The organism is Gilliamella sp. wkB195 (genome assembly GCF_001690445.1).
Lineage (GTDB): Bacteria > Pseudomonadota > Gammaproteobacteria > Enterobacterales > Orbaceae > Gilliamella > Gilliamella apicola_E.
Genome location: NZ_LZGP01000035.1, coordinates 1 through 19,828 on the forward strand (window position 1 = coordinate 1; position 19,828 = coordinate 19,828).

The following is a 19,828-nucleotide window of genomic DNA, read 5'->3' on the forward strand; positions in this document are numbered from 1 at the left end:
TACAATTCAATAAATTCAGAATAACGGTTATTGATAAAATAAAAGGCATAATAAAAATATTATGCCTTTTATAATTATTGTAGTGATAAATTACACAATGACTAAAATTTATTTGATAATATAGATATTAGTATCTTGGGTAAAATTTAAAAATTTTTCAAATGGACCATATGCTTGGTAATAAGTCATATTTGGATCTATTTCTTTAGGGCAAAGTTCATCAGATTTTCTTAAAGAATCTATGCCTTCCTCTCCACCTAATTTTTTATATTTACTCGCGAAGTCATCACCATTTAAAGTGAAAAGTTGTTTCCAATTATCTAATATGTCTGCTAAATATTTTTTACCAGCATCACATTCAATTCCACCCAAATTAATTTTAGGGAATACATATTGATTAATCTCATTAAATTTTACTGGTTTATTAGGAAAACTTACTTCAAATCCTGTCTCTGGATCTTCATTGGATTCAAAAAATTCATTTTTTAATAAGGTGATATAATCTTTTTCACGATAGACTTTAATTCTAGGAAGTTGGATATCTTTTTTGGTTTTAAATTTTTTAGGAAGTTCATTAGGGGCTTCCTGGTTGATTGAATAGTCCCAAGTATTATCTTCCCTTTCGATAAAAACATCATTTATCACTTTAACAGGTAGTTCAACTTCATCTTCTACACCATTTATAATAATGGAGACTTTACGTAAAGATTTTTCATATAACTTATCATAATCTTCGTCACTGGTATTTTCAGTAGCGTAGATATAGGTATGAAACATATAGTTGCTTTGTGTAGGATTAATAAAACCATCATTAGGAAACCTAGCTGGTTTAACGATAAAATCGAGCGACTCATTGTTATATGCTAAATTATGCTTACCATATTCAAAAGTATAGGTAGTGTTAGAGTTAGCCGGAATAGCGAGTTCTTTACCATCAATGGCTACTACAATTTCATTATCAGTGGGATTATCAATCATACGAACAACTGACTTAGGTTCATCGGAACAGCTACAAAGCATAACGCCACAGACAATTAAAATGGGTAATTGAATTTTTTTCATCACATTCATTTATATTCATAATTGGGGAGATAACAATTTTATCATGGTGAAAAATCAAAATAAATGAATTATTTATCTTTAAATTGCTTTACAAAATAGTTTTTGATCTAATCAAAGTTTGAAAGCAGTTATATAAAATATGAAAAATATCCTAATAGTAATTAGGATATCTTGGAAAGATTTACTGCTGTGGCCAAATAAAGCGACCTTTAGCGTCAGGATCTTCATTAATAAATTTTCTAAGCTGATCTGATTGATAAAGTTTTTTTACATCTTGCGCCCATTTGGTATTTAAGTTTTCTTTCTTAACTACGACCATTAATTCAAGATTCGGAGTTAACTTTTCTTGAACTAAGACATTATCTGCAGGAATATGACTTAACCATGCTATTCCCCCAGGCATTATGGCATAATCAACTTCATTAAGCGTTCTAGGAATAATTTCAGATAATATTGCTTTAAATTTTAAATGATATTTATTTTCGGCAATATCATTTAAATCTAACGTTCCTGCTTCACTTTCAGGTTTTAAGGTGATCCAATTCAAACTTTGTAATAATTGTAACGAACGAGCTTTATTTGATGGGTCATTTGGAATAAGAATTGTCTGTCCATCAGCAATTTCATTTATTGAATGATGTTTCTGTGAAAAAAGCGCCGCGGATATTGAAGGAATATGAACTAAAGAAACAAGATCACTCTTAGTTTCTTTATTATATACATCTAAATAAGATTGATGTTGAGCAGCATTAAGATCGATACTTCCTTCAACTAAAGCAGTATTTGAATCCCTTAATGAACTGAAATTTACCATCTTAACTTTGTAACCTTCTTGTTCTAAAGCAGGTTTTACGACTTTTTCCATCATTATATTATGCATACTTGGTGGCAAACCAACTACGATTTCTTTCTTCTCTTGTTGGTTGTTTTTAGCTGAATCAGAATTGTTGTCACAGCCAATTAATGTAAATCCTAATAATATAAACAGGTAAATATATTTTTTCATTATCACTCCCTATTAAGATAAATTAGTCGAACATATTCTGATACGACTATTGAGTCATTATAGTCGGTGAATAACTATTGGGATAATACGAAAAAATTATATCTATATTCAAATTGGAAATATGTGAAATAAGATTAAAATATCGCTAAGAAAATAGGATATCAATAAATTAGTTAAACTAGTATCCTTAATATTATTAAGCTTTTGAGTTCAATGTCCTTATTATATTAAAAAAATAATGGTATCCTTAGGATTAGGACCAGATTTTAAACATAAGGATCATAATGAAAAAAACTATCATTTGCTTTTTATCATTTTTGATAATTGGCTGTAACCCAAAGAGTGATAATGAGCAAGCTATTAATAATAATTACTTATTTTTTCAATCTCCTGAACTTAAACCATTCTCCAAACCAATAAAAAAACAAATATTATCTGGTAGCATAAACCAAGAGTTTACTATAAATCAGCAAGGTTTTATTACCTCTGTTGTTTCACCCGAAATTCAACCTACTTTTAATCAATCATCAGATAAAGCATTTCCAGTCAAAATAGATATTGATTACCAAAAATCCTTAATGATTTTCTCGCAACAAGATCAATTTCTTTTAGAATTTTATATAAAATTCGATAATGACAAGAATATGACCGAAATTCATGAAGCAAAACTACCTATTGCTTGGTATGCTAATTATGATGAGCAAAAAAGATTGATTAAGCTTACAAAAAAAACTGATCCTAATCTTATTACCTTCGTATCAACATTTCTTTATGACCAAAATAATTTGAAAAAAATCATCGTAGAAACCACACTTAAAGAAAATGATGAAACAAAACTAATGTCAAAAAATGAAGTTGAATATTTTTATAATAATCATCATCAAATTGATAAAAAAATAATTTTTTCAAATGATTATATAACAAAAAATAACCAAAAATTAGAATGCCAATATTATGATTTTAATCAATTTGGTGATTGGACGAAATATTATTGCTTAAAGCCTAATGAAAATTTCAGTTTCTTTGTTTTACGTGAAATTGAATATTAACCTTTAAGTAAATAAACAGGAGTATAATAATGAAAATCAAAATAATTCTGCTTATCAGTTTAGCGCTATTGGGATGTAAAGATAATCAAACACCCAATATAGCCGTTGAAAATAGCTATTTAATTCATGCTGGTATAGATTTAGCCCCCCATTCCATTCCAATTAAAGAACAGTCAATAAAAGGGGGTAATCCTGTAACTTTAACTACAAATACCGATGGACTTATTGAATCAATGACTTTAGATTTTTATAAATTTGTTATTGATTATAAAAATGGGAAATATACTTATGAATCTGAAAATAAGAACCTGAATCTTGATATCAAGTTTGATCAAGAAAAAAATATTCTTTCTTATCAGGATGCTAAAAAAAATAATAAATTATTGGTAGGTTATGATTCTAATGGGCGAGTAATAAAAATTGAAGATTCAACCTATGACTTTGATTTCATTAGTCAAGTTGATTATGAAAACGATTTAGTCTCTAAAAGGGTTGTAGAAATTTTTCAAAAATACGATGAAACTGACAGTTTCATCGTTGTTTTAAGAGAATATAAATATTTTTATAATGATAAAAAACAATTGAGTAAAAGAATTCAATACGACTACAAAATTGAATTAGGCAAAATTGTTCTTGATGAAAACAATCAAAGAATAGCTGAGATGAAAGAAGAGTGTTCCTATGGTGATTATAATCAGCACGGCGATTGGACTAAAGAATATTGTTTAGGTCCAAATAAAGTGACGACGCATTTTTATTTACGAACTTTGGAATACTTTTGATTAAATTGATAAAAAAGTCATTTAAATATTATTTAAAATCAATTTATTATTTAACCCTCGATATGATATTTCAAATATAATATCGAGGATTAGCGAGCTGTAAAAAACAGTTAAAAAATAATATTTTTAGATTGCTCCCATAATAACATGGGGGATATAAAGTTCCTCAAGATAAGCAATATCATCTTTAGTTAATGAAACTTTTAACGCGCCGACTGCATCATCCAAATATTGCGTTTTGGTTGCACCAATGATAGGTGATGCAACGCCTTTAGCAAATTGCCATGCTAGCGCAACTTGCGTCATGGTTACACCATATTTTTGTGCGATATCATTTACTCTTACAACAATTTCTCTATCTATTTGTTGCGTACTATCATATTTGGCAATAGCGACTTTATCAGTTTTACTTCGCAACGTATCGGTTTTCCATTCTAATCGGGAAAGTCTACCAGCCGCTAATGGGCTATAAGGAGTTAATGAAACATGGAATTGCTTACAGATCGGAATTAACTCTCTTTCATCTTCCCTATACAATAAATTATAGTGATTTTGCATTGAAACAAATTGAGTCCAACCATTTTGCTTAGCTGCCAGCTGCATATTATAAAATTGATAACCATACATTGCCGATGCACCTAATGCTCGGACTTTACCTATCTCGACCAAATGATGTAATGCCGCCATGGTCTCTTCAATCGGTGTACTGTAATCAAAACGATGAATTATGTATAAATCGACGTAATCGGTACCCAATCGTTTAAGCGATCCATCAATTTCTTTTTCAATAGCTGCTTTAGACAGGTGTCCTTCGTTAAAATAGACTTTAGTGGCCAAAACGACTTTATCTCTAGCGATATTTCGTTTCAATGCTCTTCCAACATATTCCTCGCTAGTTCCACTCGAATAAGTATTAGCTGTATCAATAAAATTAATACCTAGATCTAAAGCATGTTTAATGATGGCTTCACTTTGGTCGGGATTAAGTGTCCAGTCATGCATTTTACTGGCAGGATCACCAAAACTCATACATCCTAAGCAAAATCTGGAGACCTCAATATCAGAAGTACCTAATTTTATATAATCCATACAATAACTCCTCAGTATGTCAGAATCATTCAAATAATTTAATAAATTGATAAAAGCTCAATTTTAATAATTTTATTTTAGAGATAACTTTTATTGAGATAAACAGGGTATTCATTTATAGTATCATGAATTAAATTCATTAATATTATATATTATGCATAACTATAACGAACTCAATTACTTTATTACTATCGCTGAAGCAAAAAGCTTTATTGGAGCAGCTAAATCTTTGGGAGTTTCCTCATCCGCATTAAGCCATAGTATGAGGAATTTAGAAACTCGATTAAATCTCAGGCTATTTAATCGTACAACACGAAGTCTTTCATTAACTGAAGCTGGTGAACAACTTTATAAACAACTAGCGCCTCTATTTAAACAAATAAATGAAGAAGTTAACGCACTTGGTGATTATTTAGATACACCATCAGGTACAATTAGGATCAACGCATCAAATATTGCGATTGAAAACTTTATATATCCTAAATTAAGTCAATTTTCCTTACGCTATCCACAAATTAAGATTGAAATTGAATGTGACAATAATCTAGTCGATATCGTTAAAGATGGTTTTGATATGGGTTGTAGAATTGGGAATGACCTTGCTAAAGAAATGGTTGCTGTAAAAATATCAGATCCTTTGCGAATGGCCCTAGTTGCTAGTCCTGATTATCTAAAGCAGAGAAAAGAGCCTAAACAGATAAGTGATTTAGATCAACATCTTTTAATTGGTAAAAAAGTTTCAAGCCAACATGGAATGGAAACAATTTGGGAATTTACTAATAGTGGTAATATTATTCAATATCACCCCTCTACTCACTTCTCCATCAATAATCATTTAAGAAAACAGGCGATACTTGATGGTTTAGGTATTTGTTGGATTGGTTATCCTGATGTAAAAAATGAATTAGCAACAGGAAGACTTATAGAATTATTAAGCGACTATTCAATTACCTATGAGCCATTTTATATCTATTATCCAAGCCGTAAAGGCCACTCAAATGTTTTTAAACTTGTTTTAGATGCATTGAAATCTTAATTAGATTAATCTTTATATTTTAAAAAGGCAGTAATACTGCCTTTTTAATTTTCCAAAATAGCCTATCAATTTTTTAATAAACTATATTGATGATTAACTTCGTCAATTGCTTTGCGAAGATCTTCTTGAAACTGTGGGATAGTTTGTAATTTTGAGTACTCCACTGCCCCAACCATTCTACCGGCATTTACGTCGGTCTGCCAATGGGCTCCACAAATCATTCTGCTTTGACCAAATTCATAGCCTCGTTTGATTAACGCTTCAGCATGTGAAGGTGAAATTTGAGCTAGAACTAAAGCTAATGTCCAACCATAAGCGGTATGACCTGATGGAAATGAACCATTTTGACGTAATCGTTCTTCTTCATCAACAGGCTGGCAAGAGTGATTACCAAAATAGACAAAAGGACGTTTTCGCATATAAAACTCTTTAGCCGTTTTAGTGGCATTATCAGCAGAATCAACCAATAAATCGCCAAACATTTTATATAAAGTGGGTGTTGTTTCGGGTGATATTGTAATACCTAAAGGTTCAGAAAAAATTTCAGCTACATTTGCCGTATGCAAATCAGCATCCTTTGTTGCTTGTTTCCAGCGATCAGTATCTTTAAGATTATAACCATGTAAATAGGCAATCTTATCTGCTTCAAATTCAGGCGTACCTTCTTGAGGATAAATAGGCAAGTATTCTTTACTACTAACGGCTTGATCGGCAGTATGATATGTAACCCCAACTTCATGACCAAGAAAGTCTTCTGTTGATCCTTTTTGAAAAGCAAATAATGATGAAGAAAATATTAAAGAACAGTAGAGTGTTGAAATGAAAATTGTCAATTTTCTAACATTTATTTTTTCTGCCATATTTTACTCCTATTACCAGATTAATGATTAAACAGGCTTACTTCGGAGAACTTGGAAAAATTTGATGATAATAATAACTTTATTTAGTATTAATTTTTTAGGATTTGGGTGAGCAGTTGAAATATGATCTATTATTGGTGCCAGTGGTCGGACTCGAACCGACACGCTTTTAAGGGCGGCGGATTTTGAATCCGCTGCGTCTACCAATTTCGCCACACTGGCATCTGAAGTGTAAATAAGTAAACGTTGGCAATTATACTAAGCTTTGTGATATCTGCAACAGATATTATTATAAACGCAGTTAGTTGCCTAAAATTTCTACTACCATTTACGTTTCCAAGCAGGTAATTTTTTTAAAATAGTATAAGCGGTCTCTTTTGCCACTAAATAATCAACATTATGGTTATTTGAATATTTAAGAGTAACTTCTTGCCATTTTTCATCAAAGGTTTTCATTGAACCATCTGAATGAGCGCAATGTTTACAGTAGTTTTTCGACAAATCATGTAAAGGATAATCAGCAATAGCTGTCATTGGCATACCACAAGCAATACACATTTTCATATTTTAAATTCCAATTAATTTGCAGGTAATTAAAATAAATCGACTTAACCTGAATAAAAATGCTACTCCGAGTTTAGATTGAATACAAGATATATAAGAATGGATATTTTTTATTAAAAAGTGAAATCAATTTGTGCAGTATTTATTTGATTATTATTTTGTTGTTGTAATAATTGATAGCGGCGTCTTAATGCCCTTTGCTTACATAATCGCAAAATTTCTTGTTTTTGAACATCTGAAAATTTTAACCAATTGAATCTTTCCTCCCTGGAACGAAAGCATTTGATGCAATAACCTTGCTTATCTGTCTCACATACTCGTCTACATGGGCTTTGTATGTCAAAAAATTCAATTTGATCCAATCTATCTCTTCCTATGAAGATCAACAACTATTAAAGCTCTTTTAAGCCTAATCCTTTACTTAATATTTTAAAACAATCATCACACTCATGTGTTGCCGCTTCAAGCAAAGTTTGTGTTGGTGCATGAATCAATTTATTAGTCAATTTATGTGAAAACTCAAAAAATACATCATCAATATTGGCACCTTGTTTAATTGCTTTTAACGCTTTTAATTCTAATTCACGCTTAATAACTTGTGCATTCTGGCGATATTGCTTTACATATTCAACAGCATGTCTGGTTTTTAGCCAATCGACATACAACTCAGCTTGCTCATGAATAATATATTCAGCTTCATTGGCAGCAATAATCCGTTGTTCTAGATTGTTCTGAACGGTTTGTTGCAGATCATCAACAGTATAAAGATAAACATTTTCGAGTTGACTAATTTCTGACTCAACATCACGAGGAACGGCTAAATCGATAAATAACATTGGATTATTATTTCGTTCATGTAGTGTCCGTTCAACCATCCCTTTGCCAATAATAGGTAAAGGACTAGCAGTTGAACTAATGACAATATCAACCTCTTTGAGTCGATTAGCAATATCGGGTAAAGAGATGATCTCAGCATCAATAATAGATGCTAATTTTAGCGCTTTATCTCTTGTTCGATTAGCAACAATAACATTTTTAAATCCATGATGTTTTAAGTAGCGAGAAATAAGTTCAATTGTCTCACCCGCTCCAACTAACATTACACTTAACTCAGACGCATCAGAGAAAAGATCACGCGCAACTAAGCACGCCGCATAAGCTACCGAAGCGGTATTTGCTCCAATATTAGTTTCTGTTCGAACAATTTTGGCTACATGAAAGATAGATTGGAAAAGTTTTTCGAGTTGAACTGACAAACAATTATTTTGCTGAGCAAAATTATAAGCTTGTTTTACTTGACCAAGAATTTGAGACTCACCAATAATTAACGAATCAATACCACAAGCAACGGACATAAGATGTTCGACAGCTTTCTGGCCTTCATAGCAATATAGTGAGTTATTAAAAACATCCAAATCAACGTGATGAAATTGTCCTAACCAATTTTCAACAGATTGCTTCACTCGAAAAAAATCTGCCTCATCCTCATAACTTAGGTAAATTTCTGTGCGATTACAAGTTGATAAAATGACGCACCCAGTAATTAAAGGATGCTGATATAGACTATATAATGCCTTATCAATAATCTCATTAGAAAAAGCAATTTTTTCTCTTAAAGCGACTGACGCACTTTTATGGTTTACACCCAATACTGTAATAGACATTGCATTGATTCTTTTATAATAGTTTATAAAGCGTCTAAATTTAAATATTATAGCTAAAAAAAATAATAAAGGTTAATTACAGTTACTTTTTCTTATTTGCAAAATTATCAGCTATAATATGCCCTACTTTTGACCATTTAAGAGTTATTTTATGACAAAAATCAAATTTGCGTTACTTTTTATATTGCCATTAATGATTACTGCATGTCAAACAACAAAATACCAATCTAATGCATCAATCGAGCAACAATGGCAAAGCCATAAACAGATACTTGAACAAATTAATTCTTTTAAGGTTAATGGTAGTATTGCCCATACTGGAACAAAAACGAAAAACTATGGTCGTTTTCTTATTGTTCAACAATCACAAGATCATTATGAGGTCAAATTAACGACACCTGTAGGCACCAATATTTTAACACTGAAGTCGGAACCAAACTATGCCGAATTAGTGGATAAAAATGGTGGACACTATAATGATGTTAATATTGAAAGATTAATGAAAAAAGTATCTAACATCAACATTCCTCTTAATTCTTTACATAATTGGTTAAAAGGCTTTTCTGATGATAACCAAACAGATAAATTAGATAACTCTGGTAGACTTGCATCAACATCTTTTATGCAAAATAACAATAAATGGACATTAAAGATTTTGAGCTATGCAACTTATACTTTCAAAAATAAAAAAGTTGATTTACCCGCCATCATTGAGCTTTCACATGATGATGAACTTATTCGCTTAAAAATTAGCAACTGGACGTTAAACTAACGGAACAGAATATGAAACATTGGTTATCGCCAGCTAAATTAAATTTATTTTTATATATTACTGGACGTCGTCCAGACAACTATCACAATTTACAAACATTATTCCAGTTTATTGATGTTTGCGACAAACTGACTTTTAATGTTCACAATGATGGTAAAATAAGATTATTAACTCAATTTGAACAAGTCCCTGAAGATAAAAATCTAATCACTATTGCAGCTCAGCGGTTAAAATCCTATGCAAATAATAGTGAACTTGGTGTGGATATTGCTATAGAGAAAATGATCCCAATGGGAGGAGGACTTGGCGGTGCGTCTTCCAATGCTGCAACAGTTCTTGTTGCTTTAAACCAATTATGGAATTTAAATATTAAGCAACAAACTTTAATAACAATAGGCCGTTCAATTGGAGCCGATGTGCCTATTTTCATTTATGGTCACTCAGCATTTGCTGAAGGTATCGGCGATCAGTTTCAACAAGTTGATATTCCTCAATATTGGTATTTAGTTAGTTGTCCTAATATTGAAATTTCAACAGTTAAGGTATTTAACGATCCTAAATTACAGCGTGACACACCTAAACGAACTATTGAACAATTAATGTCAATTCCTTTTGATAAGTTTACTAACGATTGTGAACCTATTGTGCGTGAACGTTATCCTCAAGTCGATCAGCTTATATCGTATTTGTCCCAATTTGCTCCAACAAGGCTAACTGGGACAGGAGCATGTGTTTTCACTCGTTGTGATTCTAAAGAACAAGCATTGTCGATACAAAATGAACTGAAATCCCTCTCAGTGAAAAACTTTATAACTAAATCACTAAACTTATCACCACTGTATGCAGATTAATTAATTTTGCTTAACATGATTAACCATATAAATATAACTAATTTGTATGGTTAATCACCTTAAAATCGAAAGAGTCCCAACCTTAGTGTATAGCATCATTTGGTATAACAAAAAGATGATGATCATAATACTCAACGCAATAAAGCCCTTCAAAACTTTTATAACCTTGATCAGCTAACGCGGATTTTAACCATTTTTCATCCTTACCTAGTTGCTCTAAAACATTATCAACGGGTTGTTCGTTTTCTAATACAATGACGGATATGTCCTTATCCCCTTTTTTAACTATTGATAATTGCCCATTAGGCTCCAAAATAGCTTTTTCAACACAATGAATGTTGAAAACATTCTTCATTCTGAGTAGTACTGCAAAACTAGCCAAATCTAAATTAATCGAGGTGAAAGCATCTAATTTTAATTTTCCATGATCCATTAATATAATTGGATTACCAACAATAAAGGCTTTAGCATTTTGACTTCGTTTTTTTAAATAATTAGAGGTATACATGATTGCTGTCCACATCAACAAGACAACAATAAAATCATATATGGTCAATTTAGGATTATAGATAATTCCACCTGCAATCCCACCTAATATCATATTCCCTATAAAATCAATGCTCGACATTTGCGATAGTGATGTTTTACCTGTTATTTTTAAGAATAAAACGATACATATAAAAACAACCAATAACTTTAAAGCAATAATAATAAAATCCAGATAGTTAAGCATAGTACTCTCCAAATGTTAAAGACCTAAGCTAGTAAAACAATAAATATTAAAGTTAATACTGAAAACCTATAAAATTTTAGAAGAGATTTTAATAAATTAGAAAATTTGATTATATAAATCGTGTGTAATTGAGTGACGCTTTAATATTAGATTGATATTGATTAATTTATCAATCTATTTTTTTCATATCGATAAAAAATATAATAAAAGACTAAATAAAAATAGTTGTCAATTTTTCTGTTGCGAAACAAAAGCTTTTTTTAATAAGCTTGATCCATCATTTAACAGTTAAAAATTAAGATATAAAATGCTTAATCAAAAAGAAATTTATTACAAAGCGTTACTTGAAAAAGATGAAAGTTATGTTGGAGTTTTCTATGCTGGAGTTAAAACCACTTCAGTTTTTTGTATTGCTACATGCCGAGCCAGAAAACCAAAATTTGAAAATGTTGAATTTTTCTCTTCATTCAAATCAGCTCTTGATGCGGGTTATCGACCTTGCAAAATATGTAGACCCACTGAAAACGCTGCACCAGGCGAAATAATTAAAGCAATATCATTAATTAGCAATAATCCTAAAAATAAGATTACCGATTATCAATTAAGACAAAATCAATTAAGCCCTGAAATTATTCGCAGATGGTTCAAAAAACACTATGGGATCACCTTCCATGCTTATCAACGAATGTATCGAATTAACAATGCTTTCCAAGAATTAAAATCAGGAAAAAATGTGATTAATACTGCAATGGATAGTGGCTACAACTCCTTAAGTGGATTTGGTTACACCTACAAAAAAATCATGAAAAAATCACCTTCAACTAGCAATCAACAAGACATCATTTTAATTGACCGTTTTACTACCCCGCTCGGCCCAATGTTTGTTTGCGCTACTAGTCTCGGAGTTTGTCTACTAGAATTTGTAGATCGAAGAATGCTAGAAACCGAATTTGAACAACTACAATCTCTACTTAAAATGAAGATTATATTTGGTGAAAATGAACATATTAAACAAACTAAAGTTCAAATTGCCGAATATTTTAAGGGAACAAGAAAAGATTTTACCATTGCCTTACATACCCCAGGTACGTTATTTCAACAAACCGTTTGGGATTGCTTAAAGCAAATTCCTTATGGCGAATTAACCACCAATAAAAAACAAGCGCAAAAGATTAATAAACCACAAGCAATCCGAGCCGTAGCCAGCGCAAATGGTTATAACCGAGTTGCGATCATTATACCTTGCCATCGAGTAATCGGCACAAATGGCGAACTTATTGGCTATGGAGGTGGATTAGAAAGAAAAAAATGGTTAATTGAACATGAAAATAGAATCATAAAATCAGATACACACTCAAATTAATAACTATTTTTATCTAAAAAATAGATTAATTTAACAAAGTTAAAAGAGTATATTAAAAGGATTGATGAGAACAGCAGGATTGAGGATTATTAACCATTAAAATAATAGTTAGTTTAATTTTAATGCTTAGCTGTTTTTTGTTCATGCAATGACACCTATAAAAAACAGGTAACTATCTTATCCGGTTTGAGCTACTACAAATAATATGTTACCTGCATAAAATAAAATTGAACTTCATAAAATTTATATTAAATTTAATGTTTATAACCAATCCCATGAACAGTTTTAATTAAAGTTGGTGTGGATGGATTAATTTCTATTTGTTTTCTCAATTTTGAAATATGTTGATCGAGCGTTCTGCTATTAGGTAAAAAATCATATCCCCAAACGTAATCAAAAAGCATATCTCGAGTAACAACCTGATTTTTAAATTGATATAAACACTCTAAAATCTTAATTTCTCTTAAGGTTAATTCGATAACCTGATCGTTTCTTTTTGCATACAATTCGGAAGAATACACATTTAAATCACCAAATTGAAAATAGTCTTCTTTAGAGCAATTTGAATATTTTGATTTTAAGTAACGTTTGGCAATTGCCTTGATTCTTGCCCTAAGTTCATGAATACCAAATGGCTTATTCATATAATCATCAGCACCGAGCTCTAATCCAATTACTCGGTCGATCTCTTCATCTTTAGCAGATAAAAATAGAATTGGCACATCCTCATTTAATTTACGGATTTCACGACAAACAGAATAACCGTCAAGTTCAGGCATCATAATATCTAAAATAATGAAATCGGGTTGATGTTGATTAAACATTTCAAGTGCAACTTTACCATCATTTGCTTTGATAATCGTATAACCTTCTTTTTCTAGAAGATCTGACATACCATTAAGAATATGCTTATCGTCTTCAGCAATTAAAATCTTCATTTTCTAACTCCATTAAAATAAGTGAAAACGCAATTCCTGGATTTTGATTCATAACTTTAATTTCACCATTGATCTGATTAGCTAACTGATTGGCAATCGTCAACCCTATTCCAGTACCTGAAACCCCTTCGGTTATGGATGAGCTAACCCGATAAAAAGGATCAAAAATCTGTTTTAATAAATGATTCGCAATGCCCTCACCATAATCTCGAACCGTAATTATCACCTGTTTTCCCGATTTAGTTAAAGATAAATCAACTTGCTTGCCCTTAGAAGCATATTTCTCAGCATTACTTAGAAAATTATTGAGAATTTGCATTACACTGTCTTCATCCGTATTAACAATACAATCACTTGCAATATTAGTGATATTAAGATGTAACGATTTTGCATCTAAAATAGGACTAAAGGTATTATAAATCTGGTTGATTAGCTCGGTTAAATTAACTGGTTTTATATTGACACTAAGTGGTTTATTAAAACTTAAAACATTTTGAACTAGCCTAGTTAATCTCTTACTTTCAGCACTGATTACATGCAAATAATCAGGAATGGGCGCAGGCTCATCTTCTAGATACTCTGACAACATTTCAGAATATAGTGTGATATTGGTTAGGGGGGTTTTAAATTCATGGGAAACTTGCCCGACAAAACTAACCTGCTGTTTTGCTAAGCGCAATGTTCGAGTATATTCTCGATAGCTATAGAAAATCAATCCAAGTATTACGGTAATGAAAAGACCAATAACAACAGAACCTAATAAATACAAATTAACAACATTTGGGGAGAAATAATAATAGGTTAAATGCCAATTTTGTAAAGGATAGTCAAGCGATATCAAAATTTGATTGTCAGATTTTTCACCATTGGTATAAATCTGCTTATCGCCATCGGATAATTTAAAATTATCATCAAAAGCTTGCTTATCTAATAAATTGATCATATCAAAAGAAAGTTTGATGTTAGAAAGCTCAAAACCAATAATATTATCCGATTGAATTGACCAGTAAATTAAGTGATTATACATTTGATACCAACCAGAACTTGGTTGAAACTGTTCAGTATGATCTTGTTGATTGAATAAAACAGAATTATCTAAAGCGATGGATTCTACTATCTTATGCCATTGCGAATCATACACATCACTTACAAATAAAATTTTATTTTTATTGATGATAAAAATATTTTTAATATCAGTTTCTGAGCCTAATAAATCTTCCGCTTTATCGTTGTCGTCATTAATTTGAAGTGACAAACTACTCAAATAAGATAGACGCTGATTTAGCAACGATTCAATCGATAACTTGATATTATTTATACGGCTTTTGGCGAGTAAGATTTGGTTGCTTTCTCGTAATAACACTTCGTGTTCTACACTTCGCCAACCTAAATAGCTTATAAACGCTATTAACATCATTAAAGATAAAATCGTTGCTAATCTTTTCATAATTATTTCTTAATTACATTGCTTTTTGACTCAAACTGCTTTTCAGCTGAAATTTTGTTGAAAACGTCTTTATCAGCTTTAGCAGCATCAGCCATAATATTATTTTTTTCAATTTGGCCTCTTAATCTTTGTTTTGCCTCTTCTGAGGATACTGAATTTGAAATTGAGCTAAGTTTTTTACTATTTTCAATAAGAATATCTTCTGCTTCTTCAAACCTACCTAGATTGTAATACTCTAATGCTTTTTCATTCTCAATGGTTACCTTCTGGATCTCTGATTCAGCTAAAACTTCTTGAATCATTGAATCCTTGACCAACTTTTTATCATCGGTATACGCTACGCTTACAAATTGAGTTTCGTGTTCAGCTTTATTTCTCAATAAATTGTCATATGATAAATCAATTTGAGCTAACGTTTTACTTTGGCCAACTTTTCCTTCCTCAGGGATGACTTCTAACAGTACATATTTTTCTTGATTTGAAAACAATTGATTCATTTTAATCGTGACTTGATTACCTTTGATTACACCATCTCGACCAAGTAAACGCACCGGTTTAACGCCATCTTTCAATTGGATAGTAATCACAACATTTTGAGCAACCGTGGACATCACGTCAGTAAACTCGTGAACAAACATTTTTTCAAGATCAAAAGTATTATTAACAAATACATGATTACCATCACTATAACTTGCGATAGATGACATTAATATTTCATTATAATCAGAACCGATCCCCATTGTGGTAATAGCAATATTCTTTTTAGCCGCAATAATAGCTAATTGAGAAAGTTCAGCTACTGAACTAGGACCTATATTGGCTTGACCATCAGATAACAAAATAATACGATTAACTTTATCTTTCGTAAGTTGGCTTTCAACTTGTTTTATTCCCTTACTCAATCCTGCAAATAAGGCTGTTCCTCCACCTGCAACTAAATTTTTATTGATTAGTTTAATAATTTGTTCTTTATTCTTTACTTTAGTTGCTGGAACAATAACTTTCGCATCATAATCATAAGTAACAATAGATAAGGTATCTTCTTCATTTAGCATATTAACCGCAAAAATAGCAGCTTCTCTCGCTTTTACTATGCGATCGCCTTGCATTGAACCTGATTTATCAATAACAAGCGCTAAATTGATCGGCACATGTTTATTAGAGTTCGCTTTTTCACCAGTTAATGAAACTTTTAAATAATTGGTTTCTTCACTTCCTGCCATAATAATAGGTGAAGACAATTCTGAACGGACGTTAATTTGTGAAACTTGTGAACTTGGTAGAATTGTCGTGGCATAGCTAAATAAACTAGACAAGACAAAACCTAACATGACAAATATTTTAATAAATTTCATAGTATTTTCCTTCCTATATAAAGTTTATTCAATTATTCATCAATCGCCAAATAAATTGTCTAAATAATGTATTTAATTGTAAAAAGTTGTAAAAAGTAAAACCGTGATAAAAAACACCTATTAGTACTTAAACTAACCAATCTCTCTATTTTACGGTGCGTTAACTGTTTGTTTATTGCCAGTCTAAAGTGCAAAGGTATATAATAAAAAATTAGTCGCTCTTGAAGAGAATAGTTAGAGAACATTTAAAATGACTCAATCAAAACTTGAACTTATTAAAAATAGTATTGTCACGATTCCAAATTATCCTAAACCTGGTATCTTATTTCGTGATATTACTAGTCTACTTGAAAACCCTATTGCATTTAAAACATCAGTCGATCTTTTAATTGAGCATTATAAAGATAAAAAAATCGACAAAGTTGTTGGCACCGAAGCTAGAGGCTTTATCTTTGCAGCGCCACTTGCGTTAGCATTAGGCGTTGGTTTTGTACCAGTAAGAAAACCAAATAAACTGCCGCGTAAAGTATTTAAAGAAGAGTATCAACTTGAATACGGTACAGATACCTTAGAAATGCATTGCGATGCGATCAAACCTAACGAGCGAGTGTTAATTATTGACGATTTACTTGCAACTGGAGGCACAGTTGCAGCTACCGCAAAATTAATTCAAAAAGCAGGTGGTATTGCTCAAGATGCTGCATTTGTAATTAATTTACCTGATTTACACGGGAAAACAAAATTAACTGATATGGGAATAAACTGTTACACATTAGTCGATTTTGCCGGTGAATAACACATATTTTTAGGGCGAAATGTCGCCCTATTCGTCTCCAACATCCTCATTTATTAATATCCTTATTTTTGCCATCAAATTCAGGCTTATCTTATCCGCTACTCTAATTTCATTTTAACTAGCCCAAACCACAACAAATATCGCCACACTCAATTTGCATAAATTATCAACTTAATTCTTGAAATAGTTATTATTATGAATTATTATTCAAAAATAATGAATATTTATAACAGGAATTAAACAGTGAAAAAATTTAATCATATTATTGCCAGAACCCCAGCTAAGTCACTTATCAACGGATTAACCTCTGCCAATTTAGGAAAACCAGACTATCAAAAAGCGCTTGATCAACATAACAACTACATTCGAGCATTACAGCAATGCGATGTCGATATCACAATATTACCAGCCGATGAACGATTTCCAGATTCTGTTTTTGTCGAAGATGCCGTGTTATGTACGCCCTGTTGCGCCATTATCACTCGCCCTGGCGCGGTAAGCCGTCGTGCAGAAACAGAAATCATCGTTGATACTATTGAACGATTTTATCCTAATAATGTTGAACACATTACCGCCCCTGGCACTGTTGAAGCGGGCGATATTATGATGGTTGAGAATCACTATTACATTGGTTTATCGGCTCGTACCAATCAAGAAGGTGCCAACCAAATGATTGCTATCTTAGAAAAATACGGACTATCCGGTTCAGTGGTAACTTTAGAGAAAGTATTACATCTAAAGACCGGACTTGCTTATTTGGAACACAATAATTTATTAGCTGCGGGTGAATTTATCACTAAACCAGAATTTCAACATCTCAATATTATTGAAATACCAGAAGAAGAGAGTTATGCCGCTAACTGTATCTGGGTTAATGAGCGAGTCATCATGCCGGCTGGTTATCCAATTACTAAAGCTAAAATTGAAGCGCTTGGCTATCAAGTCATCGAAGTTGATACCTCAGAATATCGCAAAATTGATGGCGGAGTTAGTTGTATGTCATTGCGATTTTAATTAAAACTTAACTGAACAATAAAAATAAGAAAACGATATGAATATGCCAGTAAGAAAAAAGCTTGGCATACTCCCACTTACATTAATGGTAGTGGGCAGTATTGTCGGTAGTGGTATTTTTAGCCTTCCTCAAAACATGGCCGAAGGGGCTGGAGCAGGTGCAATTTTAATTGCATGGGTAATAACCTTATTTGGCATGTTTATGCTTACGCGAATTTTTCAGTATCTTTCAATTCGTTTTTACAAAATCAATGAAGGATTATATGGCTATGTTCGTGAAGGATTTGGTGATTATATTGGTTTTAATGCCGCTTGGGGCTATTGGATATCGGCATGGATGTCATGTGGCAGCTATTTAGTTATCCTATTTAGCGCATTAGGTTCATTTGAGTGCTTCAATTATTTTGGTAATGGCACAACTATTCCCGCTGTGATTGCTGGACTTATATTCTTATGGATTATCCATTTTTTTGTCATAAAAGGCATCTATCAAGCATTCTTACTTAATTGTTTAGTCACATTAGCTAAAATTGTGCCTATTTGTTTATTTATTGTTTGTGTCGTTTTAGCGTTTAAAGTTGATACTTTCAATATGGACTTTTGGGGGACACCTCAATTAGGAACCATCCTCAGTCAAGTAAAACATACCATGCTTTATACCGTATGGGTTTATTTAGGGATTGAAAGTGCAACAGTTTATGCCGCTCGAGCTAAAAATATAATTAGTATAAGTCGAGCCACCTTTTTTGGTTTTGCTATTACCAGTCTATTATTAGTCTGTGTTTCGGTACTATCTTTAGGGATCGTCCCACAACACGAACTAGCACAAATGAAAAATCCATCCATGGCCTTAGTGATTGAACATGTTGTAGGTAGTTGGGGAGCTAAATGTATCAACATTGGTTTGATTGTATCGGTCAGTGGTGGATTATTGTCTTGGTTAATGTTAGCGGCTGAAATGTTGTTTCTAACAGGTCAAGGAAATCAACATACCGTACCTAGTTGCTTCGGTAAACTCAATAAAAATAGCACACCCGCTAATGCATTGTGGTTAACAACGAGTTTAATTAGTGTACTTATGATTTTGGCACATTTTTATCAATCGGGTTACAACACCTTAATTCAGCTATCAACTTCAATGGTACTCATCCCCTATCTACTATCAGCATTATTCGTGTTTAAACTATCTATAAGGCAACGAAAAAAACATCTATTATTCATCGGTACACTAGGTTCAATTTATGGATTCTGGTTAATCTATGCTGGTGGAGTGTCTTATTTATTACTATCCATGATCTTATATAGTGTTGGATTATTATTCTACCTTTATGCAAGAAAACAAAGGCATCTATCATCTTTCAGTTATTTGCATGACAAAATTTATGCGATAACCATAGTTATACTAGCTATTATAGCGATAATATACTTCTACATTATTCCGCAATAA

At 31.8% G+C, this 19,828-nt stretch carries 20 protein-coding genes and 1 tRNA gene; 9 read left to right on the forward strand and 12 right to left on the reverse strand.

Annotated features, from left to right (window positions below):
* Window positions 1–108: 108 nt before the first annotated feature.
* Together A9G08_RS09260 and A9G08_RS09265 are read right to left on the reverse strand one after the other, a co-directional pair.
* On the reverse strand, window positions 109–1,071 hold the full coding sequence (locus A9G08_RS09260) for a hypothetical protein (RefSeq protein WP_065563423.1): 963 nt from the start codon (window positions 1,069–1,071) through the stop codon (window positions 109–111).
* Window positions 1,072–1,243: 172 nt separating this feature from the next.
* Window positions 1,244–2,068 carry a MetQ/NlpA family ABC transporter substrate-binding protein gene (locus tag A9G08_RS09265; protein ID WP_065563424.1) on the reverse strand — a complete coding sequence of 275 codons (825 nt, stop codon included), beginning with the start codon at window positions 2,066–2,068 and terminating at the stop codon, window positions 1,244–1,246.
* A gap of 284 nt (window positions 2,069–2,352) precedes the next feature.
* Between A9G08_RS09265 and A9G08_RS09270 the strand changes: the two genes are divergently transcribed.
* Window positions 2,353–3,117 carry a hypothetical protein gene (locus A9G08_RS09270; protein ID WP_065563425.1) on the forward strand — a complete coding sequence of 255 codons (765 nt, stop codon included), beginning with the start codon at window positions 2,353–2,355 and terminating at the stop codon, window positions 3,115–3,117.
* A gap of 29 nt (window positions 3,118–3,146) precedes the next feature.
* Window positions 3,147–3,899, forward strand: a complete 753-nt coding sequence (locus A9G08_RS09275) for a hypothetical protein (protein WP_065563426.1) — start codon at window positions 3,147–3,149, stop codon at window positions 3,897–3,899.
* Between the two features lie 126 nt (window positions 3,900–4,025).
* On the opposite strand, the gene A9G08_RS09280 is transcribed toward A9G08_RS09275, so the two are convergent.
* Window positions 4,026–4,988 (reverse strand): aldo/keto reductase, encoded by a 963-nt coding sequence (locus A9G08_RS09280; RefSeq protein ID WP_065563427.1) that lies wholly within the window; start codon window positions 4,986–4,988, stop codon window positions 4,026–4,028.
* A 154-nt stretch (window positions 4,989–5,142) separates the two neighbouring features.
* Between A9G08_RS09280 and A9G08_RS09285 the strand changes: the two genes are divergently transcribed.
* Window positions 5,143–6,024, forward strand: a complete 882-nt coding sequence (locus A9G08_RS09285) for a LysR family transcriptional regulator (protein WP_065563428.1) — start codon at window positions 5,143–5,145, stop codon at window positions 6,022–6,024.
* A 65-nt stretch (window positions 6,025–6,089) separates the two neighbouring features.
* Here the strand turns inward: A9G08_RS09285 and A9G08_RS09290 are convergent, their stop codons facing one another.
* The 5 genes from A9G08_RS09290 to hemA all read right to left on the reverse strand — a co-directional run bounded on the left by A9G08_RS09290 (window position 6,090) and on the right by hemA (window position 9,112).
* Window positions 6,090–6,884, reverse strand: a complete 795-nt coding sequence (locus A9G08_RS09290) for an acid phosphatase (RefSeq protein ID WP_081299554.1) — start codon at window positions 6,882–6,884, stop codon at window positions 6,090–6,092.
* A 135-nt stretch (window positions 6,885–7,019) separates the two neighbouring features.
* Window positions 7,020–7,106, reverse strand: a tRNA-Leu gene (locus tag A9G08_RS09295).
* A 99-nt stretch (window positions 7,107–7,205) separates the two neighbouring features.
* Window positions 7,206–7,448: a zinc ribbon domain-containing protein gene (locus tag A9G08_RS09300; protein WP_065563429.1), complete on the reverse strand. Its 243-nt coding sequence runs from the start codon at window positions 7,446–7,448 to the stop codon at window positions 7,206–7,208.
* Between the two features lie 113 nt (window positions 7,449–7,561).
* Window positions 7,562–7,810 carry a DUF1289 domain-containing protein gene (locus tag A9G08_RS11915; protein WP_065563430.1) on the reverse strand — a complete coding sequence of 83 codons (249 nt, stop codon included), beginning with the start codon at window positions 7,808–7,810 and terminating at the stop codon, window positions 7,562–7,564.
* Between the two features lie 30 nt (window positions 7,811–7,840).
* Entirely contained in the window at window positions 7,841–9,112 is a 1,272-nt protein-coding gene (gene hemA, locus A9G08_RS09310) for a glutamyl-tRNA reductase (RefSeq protein ID WP_065563431.1), read from the reverse strand.
* 151 nt (window positions 9,113–9,263) lie between these two features.
* On the opposite strand from hemA, the gene lolB reads away from it, so the two are divergent.
* Window positions 9,264–9,884, forward strand: a complete 621-nt coding sequence (gene lolB, locus A9G08_RS09315) for a lipoprotein insertase outer membrane protein LolB (RefSeq protein WP_065563432.1) — start codon at window positions 9,264–9,266, stop codon at window positions 9,882–9,884.
* A gap of 11 nt (window positions 9,885–9,895) precedes the next feature.
* Window positions 9,896–10,735, forward strand: a complete 840-nt coding sequence (gene ispE / locus A9G08_RS09320; protein WP_065563433.1) for a 4-(cytidine 5'-diphospho)-2-C-methyl-D-erythritol kinase — start codon at window positions 9,896–9,898, stop codon at window positions 10,733–10,735.
* 82 nt (window positions 10,736–10,817) lie between these two features.
* On the opposite strand, the gene A9G08_RS09325 is transcribed toward ispE, so the two are convergent.
* Window positions 10,818–11,468, reverse strand: coding sequence for a DUF421 domain-containing protein (locus tag A9G08_RS09325; RefSeq protein WP_081299555.1), 651 nt, complete (start codon window positions 11,466–11,468; stop codon window positions 10,818–10,820).
* Window positions 11,469–11,775: 307 nt separating this feature from the next.
* Between A9G08_RS09325 and A9G08_RS09330 the strand changes: the two genes are divergently transcribed.
* A complete protein-coding gene (locus A9G08_RS09330; protein ID WP_065563434.1) occupies window positions 11,776–12,831 on the forward strand; it encodes a bifunctional transcriptional activator/DNA repair enzyme AdaA in 1,056 nt (351 codons plus the stop codon).
* Between the two features lie 254 nt (window positions 12,832–13,085).
* On the opposite strand, the gene A9G08_RS09335 is transcribed toward A9G08_RS09330, so the two are convergent.
* Genes A9G08_RS09335 through A9G08_RS09345 form a run of 3 tightly spaced genes read right to left on the reverse strand, consistent with a single transcriptional unit; the run spans window position 13,086 to window position 16,571 of the window.
* Window positions 13,086–13,769, reverse strand: coding sequence for a response regulator transcription factor (locus tag A9G08_RS09335; protein WP_065563435.1), 684 nt, complete (start codon window positions 13,767–13,769; stop codon window positions 13,086–13,088).
* Entirely contained in the window at window positions 13,750–15,216 is a 1,467-nt protein-coding gene (locus tag A9G08_RS09340) for a sensor histidine kinase (protein ID WP_065563436.1), read from the reverse strand. The genes A9G08_RS09335 and A9G08_RS09340 overlap by 20 nt, the downstream gene beginning before the upstream one ends.
* Before the next feature lie 2 nt (window positions 15,217–15,218).
* The gene (locus A9G08_RS09345) at window positions 15,219–16,571 is read right to left on the reverse strand and encodes a vWA domain-containing protein (protein ID WP_065563437.1); all 1,353 of its coding nucleotides are present in this window, start codon (window positions 16,569–16,571) and stop codon (window positions 15,219–15,221) included.
* Window positions 16,572–16,821: 250 nt separating this feature from the next.
* Here A9G08_RS09345 and apt point away from each other — a divergent pair, with 250 nt between their 5' ends.
* The 3 genes from apt (at window position 16,822) to A9G08_RS09360 (ending at window position 19,828) form a co-directional block, all read left to right on the forward strand.
* The gene (gene apt / locus A9G08_RS09350) at window positions 16,822–17,367 is read left to right on the forward strand and encodes an adenine phosphoribosyltransferase (RefSeq protein ID WP_065563438.1); all 546 of its coding nucleotides are present in this window, start codon (window positions 16,822–16,824) and stop codon (window positions 17,365–17,367) included.
* Between the two features lie 243 nt (window positions 17,368–17,610).
* A complete protein-coding gene (gene ddaH, locus A9G08_RS09355) occupies window positions 17,611–18,381 on the forward strand; it encodes a dimethylargininase (RefSeq protein ID WP_065563439.1) in 771 nt (256 codons plus the stop codon).
* A gap of 37 nt (window positions 18,382–18,418) precedes the next feature.
* Window positions 18,419–19,828, forward strand: a complete 1,410-nt coding sequence (locus A9G08_RS09360) for a basic amino acid/polyamine antiporter (RefSeq protein WP_065563440.1) — start codon at window positions 18,419–18,421, stop codon at window positions 19,826–19,828.